At 68.8% G+C, this 15,566-nt stretch carries 14 protein-coding genes and 1 riboswitch; of the genes, 9 read left to right on the plus strand and 5 right to left on the minus strand.

Annotated elements, in window-relative coordinates; genetic code table 11:
* Positions 1-2: 2 nt before the first annotated feature.
* Positions 3-1,082: a lactonase family protein gene (locus JOE57_RS16160; RefSeq protein ID WP_204919584.1), complete on the minus strand. Its 1,080-nt coding sequence runs from the start codon at positions 1,080-1,082 to the stop codon at positions 3-5.
* 90 nt (positions 1,083-1,172) lie between these two features.
* On the opposite strand from JOE57_RS16160, the gene JOE57_RS16165 reads away from it, so the two are divergent.
* The gene (locus tag JOE57_RS16165) at positions 1,173-2,117 is read left to right on the plus strand and encodes a tyrosine recombinase (RefSeq protein WP_204919586.1); all 945 of its coding nucleotides are present in this window, start codon (positions 1,173-1,175) and stop codon (positions 2,115-2,117) included.
* Positions 2,118-2,149: 32 nt separating this feature from the next.
* Here JOE57_RS16165 and JOE57_RS16170 read toward each other — a convergent pair whose 3' ends face one another.
* Positions 2,150-3,163, minus strand: a complete 1,014-nt coding sequence (locus tag JOE57_RS16170) for a M23 family metallopeptidase (RefSeq protein WP_204919587.1) — start codon at positions 3,161-3,163, stop codon at positions 2,150-2,152.
* Between the two features lie 354 nt (positions 3,164-3,517).
* Here JOE57_RS16170 and rpsB point away from each other — a divergent pair, with 354 nt between their 5' ends.
* The 7 genes from rpsB to JOE57_RS16205 all read left to right on the plus strand — a co-directional run bounded on the left by rpsB (position 3,518) and on the right by JOE57_RS16205 (position 9,751).
* Positions 3,518-4,468: a 30S ribosomal protein S2 gene (rpsB, locus tag JOE57_RS16175; protein WP_204919589.1), complete on the plus strand. Its 951-nt coding sequence runs from the start codon at positions 3,518-3,520 to the stop codon at positions 4,466-4,468.
* Between the two features lie 39 nt (positions 4,469-4,507).
* Positions 4,508-5,329 carry a translation elongation factor Ts gene (gene tsf, locus JOE57_RS16180; protein WP_204919590.1) on the plus strand — a complete coding sequence of 274 codons (822 nt, stop codon included), beginning with the start codon at positions 4,508-4,510 and terminating at the stop codon, positions 5,327-5,329.
* 103 nt (positions 5,330-5,432) lie between these two features.
* On the plus strand, positions 5,433-6,146 hold the full coding sequence (gene pyrH, locus JOE57_RS16185) for a UMP kinase (RefSeq protein WP_204919592.1): 714 nt from the start codon (positions 5,433-5,435) through the stop codon (positions 6,144-6,146).
* Between the two features lie 63 nt (positions 6,147-6,209).
* Positions 6,210-6,764: a ribosome recycling factor gene (frr, locus tag JOE57_RS16190; protein ID WP_204920521.1), complete on the plus strand. Its 555-nt coding sequence runs from the start codon at positions 6,210-6,212 to the stop codon at positions 6,762-6,764.
* Positions 6,765-6,767: 3 nt separating this feature from the next.
* Entirely contained in the window at positions 6,768-7,658 is an 891-nt protein-coding gene (locus JOE57_RS16195; RefSeq protein WP_204919593.1) for a phosphatidate cytidylyltransferase, read from the plus strand.
* Entirely contained in the window at positions 7,655-8,770 is a 1,116-nt protein-coding gene (rlmN, locus tag JOE57_RS16200; RefSeq protein WP_204919594.1) for a dual-specificity RNA methyltransferase RlmN, read from the plus strand. The genes JOE57_RS16195 and rlmN overlap by 4 nt, the downstream gene beginning before the upstream one ends.
* 108 nt (positions 8,771-8,878) lie before the next feature.
* Complete coding sequence (locus JOE57_RS16205; protein ID WP_338041347.1) at positions 8,879-9,751, plus strand: prephenate dehydratase; 873 nt, start codon at positions 8,879-8,881, stop codon at positions 9,749-9,751.
* Between the two features lie 32 nt (positions 9,752-9,783).
* Here the strand turns inward: JOE57_RS16205 and JOE57_RS16210 are convergent, their stop codons facing one another.
* Both JOE57_RS16210 and JOE57_RS16215 read right to left on the minus strand, forming a co-directional pair.
* Entirely contained in the window at positions 9,784-10,785 is a 1,002-nt protein-coding gene (locus tag JOE57_RS16210; protein WP_204919596.1) for a ribonucleotide-diphosphate reductase subunit beta, read from the minus strand.
* 70 nt (positions 10,786-10,855) lie between these two features.
* On the minus strand, positions 10,856-13,444 hold the full coding sequence (locus JOE57_RS16215; protein ID WP_204919597.1) for a ribonucleoside-diphosphate reductase subunit alpha: 2,589 nt from the start codon (positions 13,442-13,444) through the stop codon (positions 10,856-10,858).
* 127 nt (positions 13,445-13,571) lie between these two features.
* Positions 13,572-13,812: riboswitch (cobalamin riboswitch) on the minus strand.
* A 111-nt stretch (positions 13,813-13,923) separates the two neighbouring features.
* Here JOE57_RS16215 and JOE57_RS16220 point away from each other — a divergent pair.
* A complete protein-coding gene (locus JOE57_RS16220; protein WP_338041348.1) occupies positions 13,924-14,895 on the plus strand; it encodes a cation diffusion facilitator family transporter in 972 nt (323 codons plus the stop codon).
* 57 nt (positions 14,896-14,952) lie between these two features.
* Here the strand turns inward: JOE57_RS16220 and JOE57_RS16225 are convergent, their stop codons facing one another.
* The gene (locus JOE57_RS16225; RefSeq protein WP_204919599.1) at positions 14,953-15,513 is read right to left on the minus strand and encodes a hypothetical protein; all 561 of its coding nucleotides are present in this window, start codon (positions 15,511-15,513) and stop codon (positions 14,953-14,955) included.
* Positions 15,514-15,566 lie beyond the last annotated feature (53 nt).

The following is a 15,566-nucleotide window of genomic DNA, read 5'->3' on the forward strand; positions in this document are numbered from 1 at the left end:
GGTTATCGCGCGGCCGCCTGGTCCGAACCAGCCACCGCAGTCAGCACGATGCAGGCCGGCGAGGGTGAGGGGATCTGGAAGTCCAGCCGCGGATCGGCCAGGTCGCCGGTCCGGTCGAAGACCGAGATGACGTGGTTGGCCTGGTTCGCGACCCAGGCATGATTCGGGCTGAGCACGAGGTCACGTGGCCACTGGCCGGCGGTGCCGAACTCGCCGACAGGGGTGAGGGTGCGGGCAGCCGGGTCCAGTGCGAACACGGCCACGGTGTCCGAACCGCGGTTGGCGACGAAGACCTGCCGGCCGTCGGCGACCACTGCCGACGGGTAGATCCGGGCTGTCGTCTCCGCTGCGGAGCTGGGAACAGCCCGGCCGGGACCCCAGCCGCCGTCGCGTCGGGGCGCCACCCACAGCTCGGCGGACAGTTCGCAGGCCACCACCAGATGGTCGTCGACGACCACCAGATGTCGCGGTCCCGAGCCGGCCGGCAGCCGCACCGGCTCGCCGGCCGTGCTGATCATCCCGTGCTCGTCGACCCTGATCACGTGCACCTGGTCGGAGCCGAGGTCCGGCACCAGGATCGTGTCACCGTCGCAGACCACCTGGTGGGCGTGTGCCGCCTCCTGCCGCTCCGGGTCGGGTCCCGAGCCGGTGAACCGCATCAGGTCGCTCACCTCGCCGAGCGACCCGTCAGCGCCGACCGCCAAGGTGGCCACCGACCCGGAGGTGTAGTGGGCGACCACAACGAACCTGCCGGTGGGGTCGAGGCACAGGTGGCAGCCGCCGTCGTCTCCGGAACCGACGGTGCTGAGCAGGCTGAGGGCGCCCGTCTCGTCGATCCGCAGGCTGCTGACCTGGCCCGGGTTGCCCTCGGACACGGCGTACAGCCAGGGCTGCGACGGGTGCCGGACCAGGTAGGTGGGGGAGACCAGCGGGGTCGGGTCGAGCTCGAGCAGCTCCACCTGGTCGTCGCTGGTCGTGGAGACGGCCAGACTGTGGATCCCGGCGGACTCGCCGTCCATCTCCGAGGTGTAGCCGCCGATGTAGATGTGGGAAACCTGCGTTGGGACGCCGTCTGTAGCCATGCCGTCCTGGATATCACGGGGCCGGACATCGCGGTCGGCGACCCGGTGCGGCGCCTTGCGCGGGACAGGGACTGCGGTCAGGGTGGGGCTGTGACCGATGCTGCCCAGGATCCGGACGAGCTCGGTGCCGCCTTCGACCGGCTGCTGGAGGACTACGTCCGCCACCTCACTCTGCGGCGTAACCTCTCCGAGCACACCATCCGCGCCTACCGCGGCGACATCGCCACCCTGCTGCGCCACCTCGAGCGGTTGGGGCACAGCAGCCTGGACGACGTCGACGTCCGGGCCGTGCGGAGCTGGCTGGCCAAGCAGCAGACGCTGGGACAGGCGCGCACCACCCTGCAACGGCGGGCCGCCGCTGCCAGGGTCTTCCTGAGCTGGGCGCACGAGACCCAGCGGGCGTCGCACGACCCGGGCGCCTCGCTGCGGTCCCCGAAGGCGGCCCGGCGGCTCCCGCCCACGCTGGAGCAGTCGGATGCGGACGCGATGCTGACCCGCGCCATCGCGGCCGTCGAGGATGGCGGCGGCGCGGTGGCCGAACGCGACGTCGCGATCCTCGAGCTGCTGTACGCCACCGGCATCCGGGTGTCCGAGCTGTGCGGGCTGAACCTGTCCGACGTGGACCAGGAGCGCCGGGTGATCCGGGTACTCGGCAAGGGGAACAAGGAGCGGACGGTGCCGCTCGGTGCCCCCGCACTGCGAGCGCTGACCGGCTGGCTCGACGGGGGGCGTGGTGAGCTGGCGGACGCCGGCTCCGGGGCGGCGGTGTTCGTCGGCGAACGCGGTCGGCGGATCGACCCACGGGTTGTCCGGCGGGTGGTGCACCGGGCCCTGGGGCTGGTGGAGGGTGCGCCAGACCTCGGACCGCACGGGCTCCGGCACGCGATGGCGACCCACCTGCTGGAGGGGGGCGCCGACCTGCGCAGTGTGCAGGAGCTGCTGGGGCACGCCTCGCTGGCGACCACCCAGATCTACACCCACGTCAGCAACGAGCGTCTCCGCCGCGCGTTCGAGCAGGCCCACCCGAGAGCCTGACGGCACCGCCTCAGGACACAGCGGTCGGAGGCTCAGAACCACAGCAGCGGGTCCGTCAGTGCGCCGTCCAACCAGAGCATCAGGTGCAGATGACAGCCGGTGGACCAGCCGGTGCTGCCGACGTAGCCGATCAGCTGCCCCCGCCGGACCGTCACCCCGACCCCGACCGTGTAGCGCAGCGCATGGTTGTACCCGGTCACCACCCGTCGGCCGTCCACGCTGCCGTGGTCCAGCAGCAGCCGGTTCCCGTAGCCCGGGTTGGCCGACACCTGGCTCACCCGACCGTCCGCAGCGGCGCGGATCGGCGTCCCGCAGCCGGCGGCGAAGTCGGTACCGTCGTGCAGCTTCCAGATCCCCGTCACCGGGTGCCGTCGCATGCCGTACCGCGAGGTCACCGCACCCGCCACCGGCAGGCTGAAGCCGTGCCGGCCCGCCGGGACCAGGTCAGCGGCTGCAGCGGCCGGCGCGGCCGCTGCCAGCACCGCACGTTGCACCGCCCGCCGTTGCGCCTCGCCGACGGCCGAGCGGGGGAGCAGCCGGACCCGGACGGGTCCCACCAGGGCCAACGGGTCGAGATAGCTGCCGTCCCTGATCAGGCCCCAGTGCAGACAGGACCGGAGCAGGCAGTGGTCGCCCGTCGTCAGGACGCCGAGCGCCGTCTGCGCCCGCACCCGAGCGCCGACCGGAAGCAGCGGCGCGACCGGTTCGTAGGTGGTCCGGGCGGCACCATGGTCGACCACCACCACGCCGCGACCGGCGACCCGGCCGGCGAACGTGACCGTTCCGGCCGCGGCCGCGAGCACCGGGTCCCCGACGTCGGCGGCGAGGTCGACCCCGCGGTGTCCCGGCCCCCACCTCGAGGTCGGCGGATCGAACCCGCGCAGCACCTGCGGACGGCCGGCCAACGGCCAGCCGGCAGGGGGCGGCAGCAGCGGCTCGGCCAGCGCCGGTACGGGATGCAGCCACGTCATCAGCGCCAGCAGCAGGCTGATCAGCAGCCCGCCAGGCAGTCGGCCAGCGGGGGTGGCGGGCGGTCGCACGCTCATGTTCTGATCCTGCGGGCGGAGGTCATGTCCTCACACTGCGGACGGCAGCAGGAACCGTGCGGGGGTCGACCGGATCTGTGGATGGCGCTCGGACTGCGGTGCGGCCTGTGGACGCCGCTTCGGCGGCCTCGGGGACGATTGGCTTCAGGGGGCGAAAACCACGTAAACTCAGCCCTTGCACCCCTCGGGGTGACTTCGCATGCAGGCTCTTCTCCCGTACCGGGTGAGCAAGACGCACGGTCCAGGCCAGTTCTGGGGCGTCTTGCGTCTGCATCAGGCGGTACCGAAAGGCTCGGTACCGGACAACCGTACGTCGGCGCGCCCAGCGGCGGTCGACACAAGGAGGACCCGGCCATGGCCGTCGTAACCACCCGCCAGCTCCTCGAGAGCGGCGTCCACTTCGGACACCAGACCCGCCGTTGGAACCCGAAGATGAAGCGCTTCATCTTCACCGAGCGCAACGGCATCTACATCATCGACCTGCAGCAGTCGCTGTCCTACATCGACCAGGCGTACGCCTTCGTCAAGGACACCGTCTCCAAGGGCGGCCAGGTGCTGTTCATCGGCACCAAGAAGCAGGCCCAGGAGGCCATCGCCGAGCAGGCCACCAGGGTCGGAATGCCCTACGTCAACCACCGCTGGCTCGGCGGCATGCTGACCAACTTCCACACCATGGTCAAGCGGATCCAGCGCCTCAAGGAGCTGGAGGGCACGGACTTCGACGACGTCGCTGGTTCGGGCCTGACCAAGAAGGAGCTGCTCGGCCTCCGCCGGGAGAAGGACAAGCTGGAGAAGACCCTGGGCGGCATCCGGGAGATGACCAGGACGCCGCAGGCGGTCTGGATCGTCGACACCAAGAAGGAGCACCTGGCCGTCGACGAGGCCCGCAAGCTGCGGATCCCGATCATCGGCATCCTGGACACCAACTGCGACCCGGACGAGGTCGACTACGCCATCCCCGGCAACGACGACGCGATCCGCTCCGTCGCACTGCTCACCCGGGTGCTGGCCGACGCTGTCGCCGACGGCCTGCTGTCGCGCTCCGGTGGTTCCGCCGCCGAGGCCTCCGAGCCGATGCCCGACTGGGAGCGCGAGCTGCTCGGCGAGGCCCCGGCCGCTGCCGAGGCGCCCGCCGCCGCCGAGACTGAGACACCGGCTACCCAGGAGCCGGCCGCTGTTGAGGCCCCCGCCGCTGCCGAGGCTCCGACCGTTGTCGAGGAGCCCGCCCCGGTTCCCTCTGCTGAGGCAGCAGAGGTGGTCGCGGCGTCGGCCGACGCCGATGCCCCGGCCGAGGACGCCAAGTAACCGTTTGACGAGAACGACGAGACAGGACGAGGGATATATATGGCGACATTTGCCGCTGTCGATGTGAAGAAGCTCCGGGACGCCACCGGCGCCGGAATGATGGATGCGAAGAGGGCCCTGACCGAGGCCGACGGTGACTTCGACAAGGCGATCGAAGTGCTGCGGGTGAGCGGTCAGGCCAAGGCCGCCAAGCGGGGCGCCGAGCGCTCGGCCGCCAACGGGCTGGTGGCCAGCGAGAACGGCGCGCTGATCCAGCTTGGCGCCGAGACCGACTTCGTGGCCAAGAATGACCAGTTCCAGGCCCTGGCCGGCGAGATCGTCAGCGCCGCAGCAGCCGGCAAGGTCGATGGTGTCGACGCGGTCAACGCCGTCGAGCTGCCGTCCGGCAAGACCGTTGCCGAGGCCATCAGCGGCCTGGCTGCGGTGATCGGGGAGAAGCTGGAGCTCAGCAACGCCGCCTACTTCGACGGCCAGACCGTGGTCTACCTGCACAAGCGGGCCTCGGACCTGCCACCGCAGGTGGGCGTGCTGGTGGAGTATGAGGGCGGCGACGAGTCCGCCGCCCGCGCAGCAGCGATGCAGATCGCCGCGATGCGGCCGCTGTACGTGACGCGCGACGAGGTCCCCGCCGAGACGGTGGAGAACGAGCGTCGGATCGCCGAGGCCACCGCCAAGGAGGAGGGCAAGCCGGAGAAGGCGCTGCCCAAGATCATCGAGGGTCGGGTGAACGGCTTCTTCAAGGAGGTGGCGCTGCTCGATCAGCCGTCGGTCACCGACAGCAAGTCGACGGTCGGCAAGCAGCTCGAGGCCGCCGGGGTCACCGTCAAGCGTTTCGTGCGCTTCGAGGCGGCTGGCGCCTGAGCCGACCGGCCAGTGGTGGACATGCGCTACGAGCCGTAGATTCGTAGCGCATGTCGCATCTTCACCCGCAGTCATCCGACAGCACAGGTCAACGGAGGCAGAAATGACCCATCCCTATCGACGAGTCCTGCTGAAGCTCTCCGGTGAGGCGTTCGGCGGCGGCAAGGTGGGCGTCGACCCCGACGTCGTGGCCAGTGTCGCCAAGCAGATCGCCGAGGTGGTGGCCACCGGCGTCCAGGTGGCCATCGTCGTCGGCGGCGGCAACTTCTTCCGTGGGGCCGAGCTGCAGCAGCGCGGGATGGAACGCGACCGGGCCGACTACATGGGCATGCTCGGCACGGTGATGAACTGTCTGGCGCTGCAGGACTTCTGCGAGAAGGCCGGCGTCCAGACCCGGGTGCAGACCGCGATCGCGATGGGCCAGGTGGCGGAGCCCTACATTCCGCGCCGGGCCGAGCGGCACCTGGAGAAGGGTCGGGTCGTGATCTTCGGCGCCGGCTCCGGCATGCCGTACTTCTCCACCGACACGGTGGCTGCTCAGCGCGCGCTGGAGATCGGGGCCGAGGTGCTGCTGATGGGCAAGCAGGGAACCGACGGGGTGTACGACTCCGACCCCGCGCACAACCCGGACGCGGTCAAGTTCGACGACCTGACCTACGACGAGTATCTGGCACGGGACCTGAAGGTGGCCGACGCCACCGCCATCAGCATGGCCCGCGACTACTCGCTGCCGATGATCTTCTTCAGCCTGGACGACGACGGCAACATCGGCCGGGCCGTCGCGGGTGAGAAGATCGGTACAACAGTCCACAACTGACGCGGGCCCGGATCGACCCGGGCTGCCGCCGGCACCAGCCACGACCCAGAGAGGATCATCGTGATCTCCGACATCCTGCGCGACGCCGAATCCAAGATGGCCAACGCGATCGAGTACGCCAAAGAGGAGTTCGCGGCGATCCGTACCGGCCGTGCACATCCGGCCATGTTCGCGAAGCTGACCGCCGACTACTACGGCACCCAGACCCCGCTCCAGCAGCTGGCCACCTTCCAGGTGCCGGAGGCTCGGATGGTCATCATCAGCCCGTTCGACAAGAACGCCACCAGCGCGATCGAGAAGTCGATCCGCGACTCCGACCTGGGCGCCAACCCGACCAACGACGGCACCACGCTCCGGGTCAGCCTGCCCGAGCTGACCGAGGACCGGCGCAAGGAGTACATCAAGCTGGCCAAGACCAAGGCGGAGGACGCCCGGATCTCGATCCGCGGCGCCCGCCGGACCGCCAAGGAGGCCCTGGACAAGCTGGTCAAGGACAAGCAGGTCGGTGAGGACGAGGCGGTCCGGGCGGAGAAGCAGCTCGACGCTGCCACCAAGAAGCACACCGATGTCATCGACGACGTCCTCAAGCACAAGGAAGCCGAGCTCCTCGAGGTCTGATCTGTGACCGACACCCCCCCCGCCGAGGTCCCCTCGACCGCCCCGGTACAGCGACATGGTCGGGCCGGTCGCAACCTTCCGGTGGCGATCGCGGTCGGGGTGGGGCTGGGCGCCTACGTCGTGCTCACCCTGCTCTTCTTCAACTGGGGCTTCGTCGCCCTGGTGGCCCTCGCCCTCTGCCTCGGCTCGGTCGAGCTCTACCAGGCGCTGCAGCGCCAGGGCATGAAGGCGGCCATCGTGCCGATCCTCATCGGCACCATCGCCATCGTGATCGGGTCGTACTTCGCCGGCCAGCAGGAGCCGGTGGTGTTCGCCACCAACTCCATCCTGCTGGCGTCGCTGGCCCTGACCGTGCTGGCCTGCCTGCTGTGGCGGATGCCGCAGGGGGCCCAGGGATTCGTCAAGGACGCGGCGGCCAGCCTGATGATCATCGGCTATGTGCCGCTGCTGGGTTCCTTCAGCGCACTGTTGCTGGCCGGTGAGAACGGCACCGTGAGGGTGGTCACGTTCCTGCTGGTGGTGGTGATGGGCGACACCGGCGGATATGTGCTGGGGGTGCTGTTCGGCAAGCACCCGATGGCGCCGCGGATCAGCCCGAAGAAGTCCTGGGAAGGGCTGGCCGGTTCGTTCCTGTTCGGAGTCGTCGCCGGCGTCCTGATGGCGATCTACGGTCTGCACGTCCCGTTCTGGGTCGGCCTGATCCTCGGTGTGTCACTGGTGGCGGTGGGCACCTGCGGTGACCTGGTCGAGTCGATGATCAAGCGCGATATGGGGATCAAGGACATGAGCTCCTTCATCCCCGGCCATGGCGGGGTGATGGATCGTCTCGACTCGCTGCTGATCGCTGCTCCGGTAGCCTGGCTGATTATGTATGTACTGGTGCCCGGCGGATGAGCCGACAACTCCCGCTGGTGTTCGAGGCCCCGAGGCGCGGCCAGCCGCCCAGGCACTGGGCGGACCTGAGCGTGTCCGAACGCCGAGAGGCGATGGTGACCGCCGGCCAGAGCGCTTTTCGGGCGCGGCAGCTGTCGGTGCACTACTTCGAACGCCTGGCTGCCGACCCGGCTGACTGGACCGACATCCCGGCCGCTGTCCGGTCGCAGCTGAGCGAGCTGTTCCTGCCGCCGCTGCTGCACCCGGTGCACGTGCTGAGCTGCGACGGTGACACCACGGTCAAGACGCTGTGGAAGCTGCATGACGGTGCCCTGGTCGAGAGCGTGCTGATGCGCTACCCGGACCGGGTCACGATGTGCGTGTCCAGCCAGGCCGGCTGCGGGATGGCCTGCCCGTTCTGCGCCACCGGACAGGGCGGGCTGCAGCGCAACATGAGCACAGCCGAGATCGTCGAGCAGGTCCTCGACGGCGCCCGGAAGCTCGCCGCCGGTCAGGTGCCGGGTGGCATCGGCCGGGTCAACAACGTCGTCTTCATGGGCATGGGCGAGCCGCTGGCCAACTACAAGGCCGTGATCGGCGCCGTCCGGCAGCTGACCGCCCCCCAGCCGGACGGTCTGGGAATGAGCGCCCGCGGCATCACCGTCTCGACCGTCGGCCTGGTGCCGCGGATGCAGCAGCTGGCGACCGAAGGCATCCCGGTGACCCTGGCGCTGTCGCTGCACGCCCCCGATGACGAGCTGCGCGACGAGCTGGTGCCGATCAACACCCGGTGGAACGTCGACGAGGTCGTCGACGCGGCCTGGGAGTACGCCCGGACCACCAAGCGCCGGGTGTCGATCGAGTACATCCTGATCCGCGACATCAATGACCAGGCGTTCCGGGCCGACCTGCTGGCGAAGGTGCTGAAGCGGCGCGGCAACTGGGGCTGGGTGCATGTGAACCTGATCCCGCTGAACCCGACCCCCGGGTCGAAGTGGACGGCCTCGAGGCGGCGGGACGAGGAGGAGTTCGTGGCCCGGCTGAGGGCCAAGGGCGTCCCGGTGACCATCCGCGACACCCGCGGCCGTGAGATCGACGGTGCCTGCGGGCAGCTCGCGGCGCACGAGGCCTGAGACTCCGACCCGGTCTCACAGCGGCTGCGGCCCTTCGACGGGCTCAGGCGCGGATGGCTCGGAGCGCGGTTTGGGTCTTCGGAGGTGCAGGGTGCAAAACTGGCACCTGTGACCAGCACCGACCACCTGACCGGCACCGGCCGGATCGCCTACCAGGGCGAGCCCGGATCGAACTCGCACATCATCTGCCAGCGCGCCTATCCTGACTGGCAGTCGGTGCCGTGCGCCTCGTTCGAGGACGTCTTCGCCGCCGTCTCCGGCGGCGTCGCGGAGCTGGCGATGATCCCGATCGACAACTCGATCGCCGGCCGGGTCGCAGACATCCACCACTTCCTGCCCACCTCGGACCTGCACATCATCGGTGAGCACTTCCTGCCGATCCAGTTCCAGCTGCTCGGCATCCCCGGCTCGTCACTGGAGACGATCAAGAGCGTGCACAGCCACGTGCACGCGTTGGGCCAGTGCCGCAAGATCATCCGCCGGTACGGCCTGACGCCGGTGATCTCCGGCGACACGGCCGGTTCGGCGCGGGAGGTGGCCGAGGCCGGTGACCCGACCATCGCCTCGCTGGCCACCCCGCTGGCCGCCGAGATCTACGGGCTGGTGACACTGGCTGCCGACGCCGAGGACGAGGATCACAACACCACCCGCTTCGTCACCCTGTCACGGGAACCGGTGATCGCCCCGGCCGGCAACGGACCGACCGTGACCAGCTTCATCTTCAACGTCCGCAACCTGCCGGCCGCGCTGTACAAGGCGTTGGGCGGCTTCGCCACCAACGGTGTCAACATGACCAAGCTGGAGAGCTACATGGTCGGTGGAGAGTTCACCGCCACGCAGTTCCTGGCCGAGGTGGACGGCCATCCCGAGGACACCCCGCTGAGGAACGCACTGGAGGAGCTGGCCTTCTTCACCACCGATGTCAAGATCCTCGGCGTCTACCCGGCCGACCCGTACCGCCGGGCGGCTGCGGCCGGGTAGCCGCGGCGTCGGCCGCCCCGTTCTCGGTGCTGTCAGTGGGCGCGGGCATCCACCTCGTAGGCCGTGTTGATCGACTCGAAGAAGTTCACCAGCTGCAGGGTGTCATTGGCGGTCGCCATCCACTTGGCCGGATTCACGGCGTGGAACGCCGGCGCGAACCCGAGCTCCTCCAGTCGGCGGTCGGCCAGGTAACGGACGTAGCCGTTGACATAGTCGGCGTTCAGCCCGAGGATCCCGGTCGGCAGCAGATCGTTGTTGTACCGCTCCTCCAGTGCCACCGCGTCCAAAATCATCTGGCGGATCTCGTCGGCGAACTCGTCGGTCTGCAGGTCCGGGTTCTCCTCCAGCACGGTCAGGACCAGGTTGATGCCGAACTTGAGGTGCAGGCTCTCGTCCCGGACGACCCAGTCGATCAGGGCACCGAAGTTGCGCAGCAGGTTCCGCTGCCTGAACGACAACGCCACCACGAAGCCGGAGTAGAACCAGATGCCCTCCAGGATCACGTTGTAGGCAACGAGGTTGCGGACGAAGTCCTGCTTGCCCTCGATGCTGGTGATGTCCAGCGTCTGCTCGGTCATCCGCCGCAGGTAGCTGATCTCGAACTGCTCCTTGGCGGCCATCGACGGCACCCCGATGTGGGCGTCGTAGGCGGCTGCGCGGTCGATGGGGAAGGTCTCCAGGACGTACTCGAAGGCCATGCAGTGGTTGGCCTCCTCCCACATCTGCTTGGCCAGGTAGAGATGGCACTCGGCCGAGCGGAGGTAGGGGTAGACGCCGAACGCGAGCGCCTTGTTGACCAGCAGCTCGCTCGGGTTGAAATAGCTCAGCAGGAACGTCAACGCGTGCCGTTCCTGGTCGGTCATCCGGGCGAAGTCGGCCAGGTCCTCGCCCAGCTGGACCTCGTGCGGGAACCAGGTGTTGGCGACCGCCTGGTGGTAGAGCTCGTACGCCCAGGGGTAGCTGACCGGCTTGAGCAGCAGGCCCTCCTGGAGCCCGATACCGAGAATGCCGGTCTGGATGGTCGAGGTGCTCATGGCTTGCTCCTGTACGGCAGGGGAGAAGGGGCAGAAGGAAGTGAGGCAGTGGAGAGGAGGTCGGGGTCGGCTACTGGCAGGAGTCGCACTGCAACCTCTCCTGTGGGTCGATGGGGCAGGCGGCATCGCCGATCAGCTCGACGGCTGTGCTTAGAGCCTGACGCGGTGGCTCGTCGACAGTGTTGGTTCGGACCGGGGCGGGGCGACCGAAGCCGAAGCCGCGCCCGGTGCCGGCGGAACTGCGGAGCCCGGCCGCCTTGTTGACACTGACGGTGCTCTGCTCGGCCGTGTGGCGCTGCATCATGTGCAGGTAGTAGGTGGTCTTGACTCCCCGCTCCCAGGCGGCGGTGTACAGCTCGACCATCTCAGAGACGTCCCGGCTGGCCAGGTAGATGTTCCGGCTGATCGCCTGGTCCACCCATTTCTGCGCCCGGGCCGCCACCTGCAGGTAGGCGTACGGCGACAGCTGGAACGAGGTCCGGTAGACCGACTTGAGGTGGTCCGGCACCATGGCCAGGCCGGACACGTCCCCCTGTGCCCGCAGCAGGTCCTCGCGCACCTCCTCCCACAGCCCCAGTCGCTTCAGGTCTTCGACCAGGTTGCGGTTGACCTCGAGGAACTTGCCGGACGAGGTGGCCCGGCTGAACAGCTGGCTGAACTGCGGGTCGAGCCCGGGCGTGGTGCCGGCCACCAGCCCGATCGAGGCGGTCGGTGCGATCGCCATCAGGGTGGCGTTGCGGATCCCGCCGCGGACCTTGTGCCGCAGCGCGTCCCAGTCCAGCCGGCTGGTCCGGTCCACCTGCACGGCCACGCCACGGTCCTGCTCGAGCAGGTCGAGGGTGTCGATCGGGACCAGCCCGCGGCTCCACGCAGACCCGGGGAAGTTGGTGTAGCTGCCGCGGTCCCGAGCCAGGTCGGCACTGGCGTCGATGGCGTGGTAGCTGACGAACTCGCAGATCTCGTCGGCGAGGGCGTAGGACTGCTCGCTCTCGTAGCTGAAGCCGAGCCGCTCGACCAGGTCCGTGAAGCCCATCACACCCAGACCGATCGCCCGGTTCCGCTCGTTGGACCGCTCCGACTCGGGCACCGAGGAGATGGTGATGTCGATCAGGTTGTCGAGCTGACGGACGGCCAGCCGGGTGGACTGTCTGAGCTGGTCCCAGTCGATCCTGGCCTGTCCCTTCGAGCCGTGGAGGTGCCGGGACAGGTTGATCGACGCCAGGTTGCAGACCGCGACGTTGTCGCGGTCCTGTGGCAGGCAGATCTCGGTGCACAGGTTGGACAGGTGGATGGTGCCGGTGTTGTTGTTCAGCGCCCGGGTGTTGACGGTGTCCTTCCAGGTCAGCCAGGGGTGCGAGGTCGTCTGCAGGGAGATCAGGATGGCCCTGAACTGCTCGCGGGCCCGGATCCTGCTGAACCGGCGCAGCTCGCCGCGCTCGGCCTGCTCGACGTAATCGGCGTAGCGGGCCGAGAACTCCGCACCGTACAGCTCGGGCAGGTCAGCCACCTCGAGCGGGTCGAACAGATACCAGTCGTCGTCGGCGCGGACCCGCTTCATGAACTCGTCCGAGATCCAGACCGCGGTGTTGGCGGTCCTGGTCCGGCGGTAGGGGTCGCCGGCGTTCTGCCTCAGGTCCAGGAACTGGGCGAAGTCGAGGTGCCAGTTCTCCAGATAGAAGCACAACGCCCCGAACTTCTTGCCGCCCCGGGACACGGCCCGCAGCGTCGAGTCGATGGTGTGCATGAACGGGATCGGCCCGGTGGAGGTGGTGTTGTTGCTGCGGATGGGGGACCCCTCCGAGCGCAGCTTGGTGACGGACAGCCCGATGCCACCGGTGCCCTTGGTCAGCCACATGACGTCGCGGATGGACTTGGCGATGTGCTCGATATCGTCCTCCAGCTGCATCACGAAGCAGTTGGACAGCTGCGCGTACGCGGTGCCCGCGTTGACCAGGGTGGAGCCGGCGGCGAGGTACTCCAGCCGCGACATCTTGTCGTAGAACTGCAGCGCGGCGGCGGTGGCGTCCGCCTCGTTCAGGGACAGGCCCATGGCGACCCGCATCCAGAAGAACTGCGGCACCTCGATCGGCTGCGCATCGGAACCGTTCAGCAGGTAGCGGGTCCTCATCGTCTGCGCACCGATGTAGTGCAGCAGGTCGTCCCGGCCCGGGTCGAGCGCGGCCGCAAGCCTCGGCAGGTCGAACGCCCCCGGCAGCCTGTGGTCCAGCAGGCCCTGGTTGACACCTCGTTGGAGGTAGCCCTCGAACAGGTCGCGGTGCCGGCGCCGAAGCTGGTCCGGGTCGGCGCAGAACGCCGCGCCGGACTCCGCCGGTCGGGCGAGCACCTTCTTGTACAGGGTCTTCACCAGCAGCCGGCTGGCGATCGTGTCGAAGGCCGGGTCCTCCTTGACGTTCTGCAGGGCGACCTGGATGACGGACTCGTCGAGCTGCTCGCTGGTGATCCGGTCGAACAGGGTGATCTCCAGCTCGGACTGGATCTGGGTGGCACGGGTGACGGCGTCATCGAGACCGCGGGCGGCCTCCTCGATCGAGCGGGCGACCTGGTAGCCGTCGTAGGGCTCGATGCTGCCGTCACGCTTGACGACGCTGACGTCCGCCGGGGTGATCGTTGGATGGTGGTGGGTGGGCTCTGACTGCATGGGACATCCCTCGTGTCGCACTGACTGGTGCAGCCCGTGGTCTCTGGGAGGCAGGGAGGACCGACCGCCGAGACGGCGCGGCACGTCCCCTGGCTCTCCCACGGAGCCGCGGACCATCTCCCGACTCTGCGCGGGAGATGCGCTGGCAGGTCTTCGGACTCGCGAGCAGCCGATCGGGCTCGGCCGGGGATGATCACCGGTCGGGGCCGTCTCGGTGGCCTACTGGTCGTCGCTTCCCAGGTGTTCCCAGTGCATCTGACGACGTTCGTTCTCGCTCACCGCTGCGGGGCAGTTCCGGTCTCGCACCGGATTCCCTCTTGCGACACCCGCTCTGGCTGAGCGGATGAACCAGCTGCAAGACCACCATATATGGAAATGACACGAATGTAACTACCTAGATCTAGTGGTTCTGGATCCAGGTCCACGAAACTGCCCTGGGAAAGGAGGCTCCCTAGGTCATCCACCGCTATCGTCAGACGGTGAGCACCACGAAGCAGGAACCGCTGACCGGCTCGTCGGCCGAGTCGTCGCAGGACAGCAGCATGCTGACAGTGGTGATCGCCTTCGGCGCCAACCTGCTGATCGCGATCGCCAAGTCGGTGGCGGCCTTCCTGACCGGGTCGGCGTCCATGCTGGCCGAGGCGGCCCACTCCTGGGCTGACACCGGCAACGAGGTCTTACTGCTGGTCGCTGAGCGCAAGGGCGACCGCGGGCGGGACACCAAGCACCCGCTCGGCTACGGCCGAGAGTCCTACGTGTGGTCGATGATCGCCGCCTTCGGGCTGTTCACCGCCGGAGCAGTGGTGTCGATCATGCACGGCGTCCAGGCGCTGGTGGCGCCGGAGCCGGCGACGGACTACACGATCAACTACATCATTCTCGCGATCGCCTTCGTGCTGGAGGGCGTCTCGTTCACCCAGGCGTTCCTCCAGTCCCGCAAGTCGGCCCGCGCCCTCGACCGCGAGCTGCTGTCGCATGTGATGAAGACCTCCAACCCGACACTGCGAGCGGTGTTCTTCGAGGACTCGGCGGCGTTGCTCGGGCTGCTGATCGCCGCCGCCGGAATCGGCCTGCACCAGCTCACCGGCTCACCGGTGCCCGACGCCATCGGGTCGATCCTGGTCGGCCTCCTGCTGGGCGTGGTGGCTGTCGTCCTGATCGACCGGAACCGGCGTTTCCTGGTGGGACAGGCGGTCACGCCGGGCCTGCGGAGCCGGGTGCTGTCGCGGCTGCTGCAGCTCGACGAGATCGAGCGCATCACCTACCTGCACCTTGAGTTCGTCGGACCGAGCCGGGTCTTCCTGGTGGCTGCGGTGGACATGACCGGCGACGACGCCGAGCACGACCTGGCCGTCAGGCTGCGGGCGGTCGAGCGGGCGCTGGAGAAGGACGAGTTCGTCGAGGAGGCGGTACTGACACTGGCCACCGCGGATGAGCCCTCGTTGAGCTGAGCTCACCCGCGGTGGCCGGAGTCGTCCGTCCGAGGAGCCGTGGGACCTGACCGGGTGTCAGCGCGGGCCGCCGACCTCGATCACACCCTTCTGCACCGCCTTCGTCACCGCGTCCGCCTCGGCCCGGGTCAGCGTCCCGGCCTTGACCGCCGCGTCGAGCCTGCTCTTGAGTGCCGCGGCGCGCTCGGCCTGGGCGGCGGTCCGGATCTGGTCCAGTGCCGCCTTCACCTTGGCCTCGGGGATGCCGAGCTTCGCGGCCAGCTGCTTGGCCAGTGCAGCGTCGCGCGCCGCCGGTGTCGGGCGGTCGGTGCCGGCCGACGGCGGGGCGGTCGGCCTGTTCTCGTCCCTGATGGCCCGCAGTGCGGCGGTCACCTTGGCCTCGGTGACGCCGAGCTTGTCGGCCAGGCTCCTGGCGAGGTCATCCTGACGCTGCCCGTGCTCGCCGTGGAACCGGCCCGGCCGGTCGGTCCGGCGGTCGGGAGCGGCGCTGGATGACGATGTCGCTGACGGGGTGGTGGTCGGGTCGGCCGAGGCGAGGCCGGCCACGCCGATGCCGGCACCGAGGGCCAGCAGGCCTCCGGTGATGGCGGCTGCTGTGGTCTTCTTTGATCGCATCATGTGGGCAACTGTGCCGGTCGATCCTGGCGCCCCGCTGGTGGCAACCTGGCAGG

The sequence above is a fragment of the Microlunatus panaciterrae genome (assembly GCF_016907535.1).
Classification (GTDB): domain Bacteria; phylum Actinomycetota; class Actinomycetes; order Propionibacteriales; family Propionibacteriaceae; genus Microlunatus; species Microlunatus panaciterrae.

What these genes read in the sequence shown, in the direction of transcription:
- JOE57_RS16160 (WP_204919584.1), bottom strand. Translation starts at nt 1,082, where the DNA reads ATGGCTACAGACGGCGTCCCAACGCAGGTTTCCCACATCTACATCGGC.
- JOE57_RS16170 (WP_204919587.1), bottom strand. Translation starts at nt 3,163, where the DNA reads ATGAGCGTGCGACCGCCCGCCACCCCCGCTGGCCGACTGCCTGGCGGG.
- rpsB (WP_204919589.1), top strand. Translation starts at nt 3,518, where the DNA reads ATGGCCGTCGTAACCACCCGCCAGCTCCTCGAGAGCGGCGTCCACTTC.
- tsf (WP_204919590.1), top strand. Translation starts at nt 4,508, where the DNA reads ATGGCGACATTTGCCGCTGTCGATGTGAAGAAGCTCCGGGACGCCACC.
- pyrH (WP_204919592.1), top strand. Translation starts at nt 5,433, where the DNA reads ATGACCCATCCCTATCGACGAGTCCTGCTGAAGCTCTCCGGTGAGGCG.
- rlmN (WP_204919594.1), top strand. Translation starts at nt 7,655, where the DNA reads ATGAGCCGACAACTCCCGCTGGTGTTCGAGGCCCCGAGGCGCGGCCAG.
- JOE57_RS16210 (WP_204919596.1), bottom strand. Translation starts at nt 10,785, where the DNA reads ATGAGCACCTCGACCATCCAGACCGGCATTCTCGGTATCGGGCTCCAG.
- JOE57_RS16215 (WP_204919597.1), bottom strand. Translation starts at nt 13,444, where the DNA reads ATGCAGTCAGAGCCCACCCACCACCATCCAACGATCACCCCGGCGGAC.
- JOE57_RS16225 (WP_204919599.1), bottom strand. Translation starts at nt 15,513, where the DNA reads ATGATGCGATCAAAGAAGACCACAGCAGCCGCCATCACCGGAGGCCTG.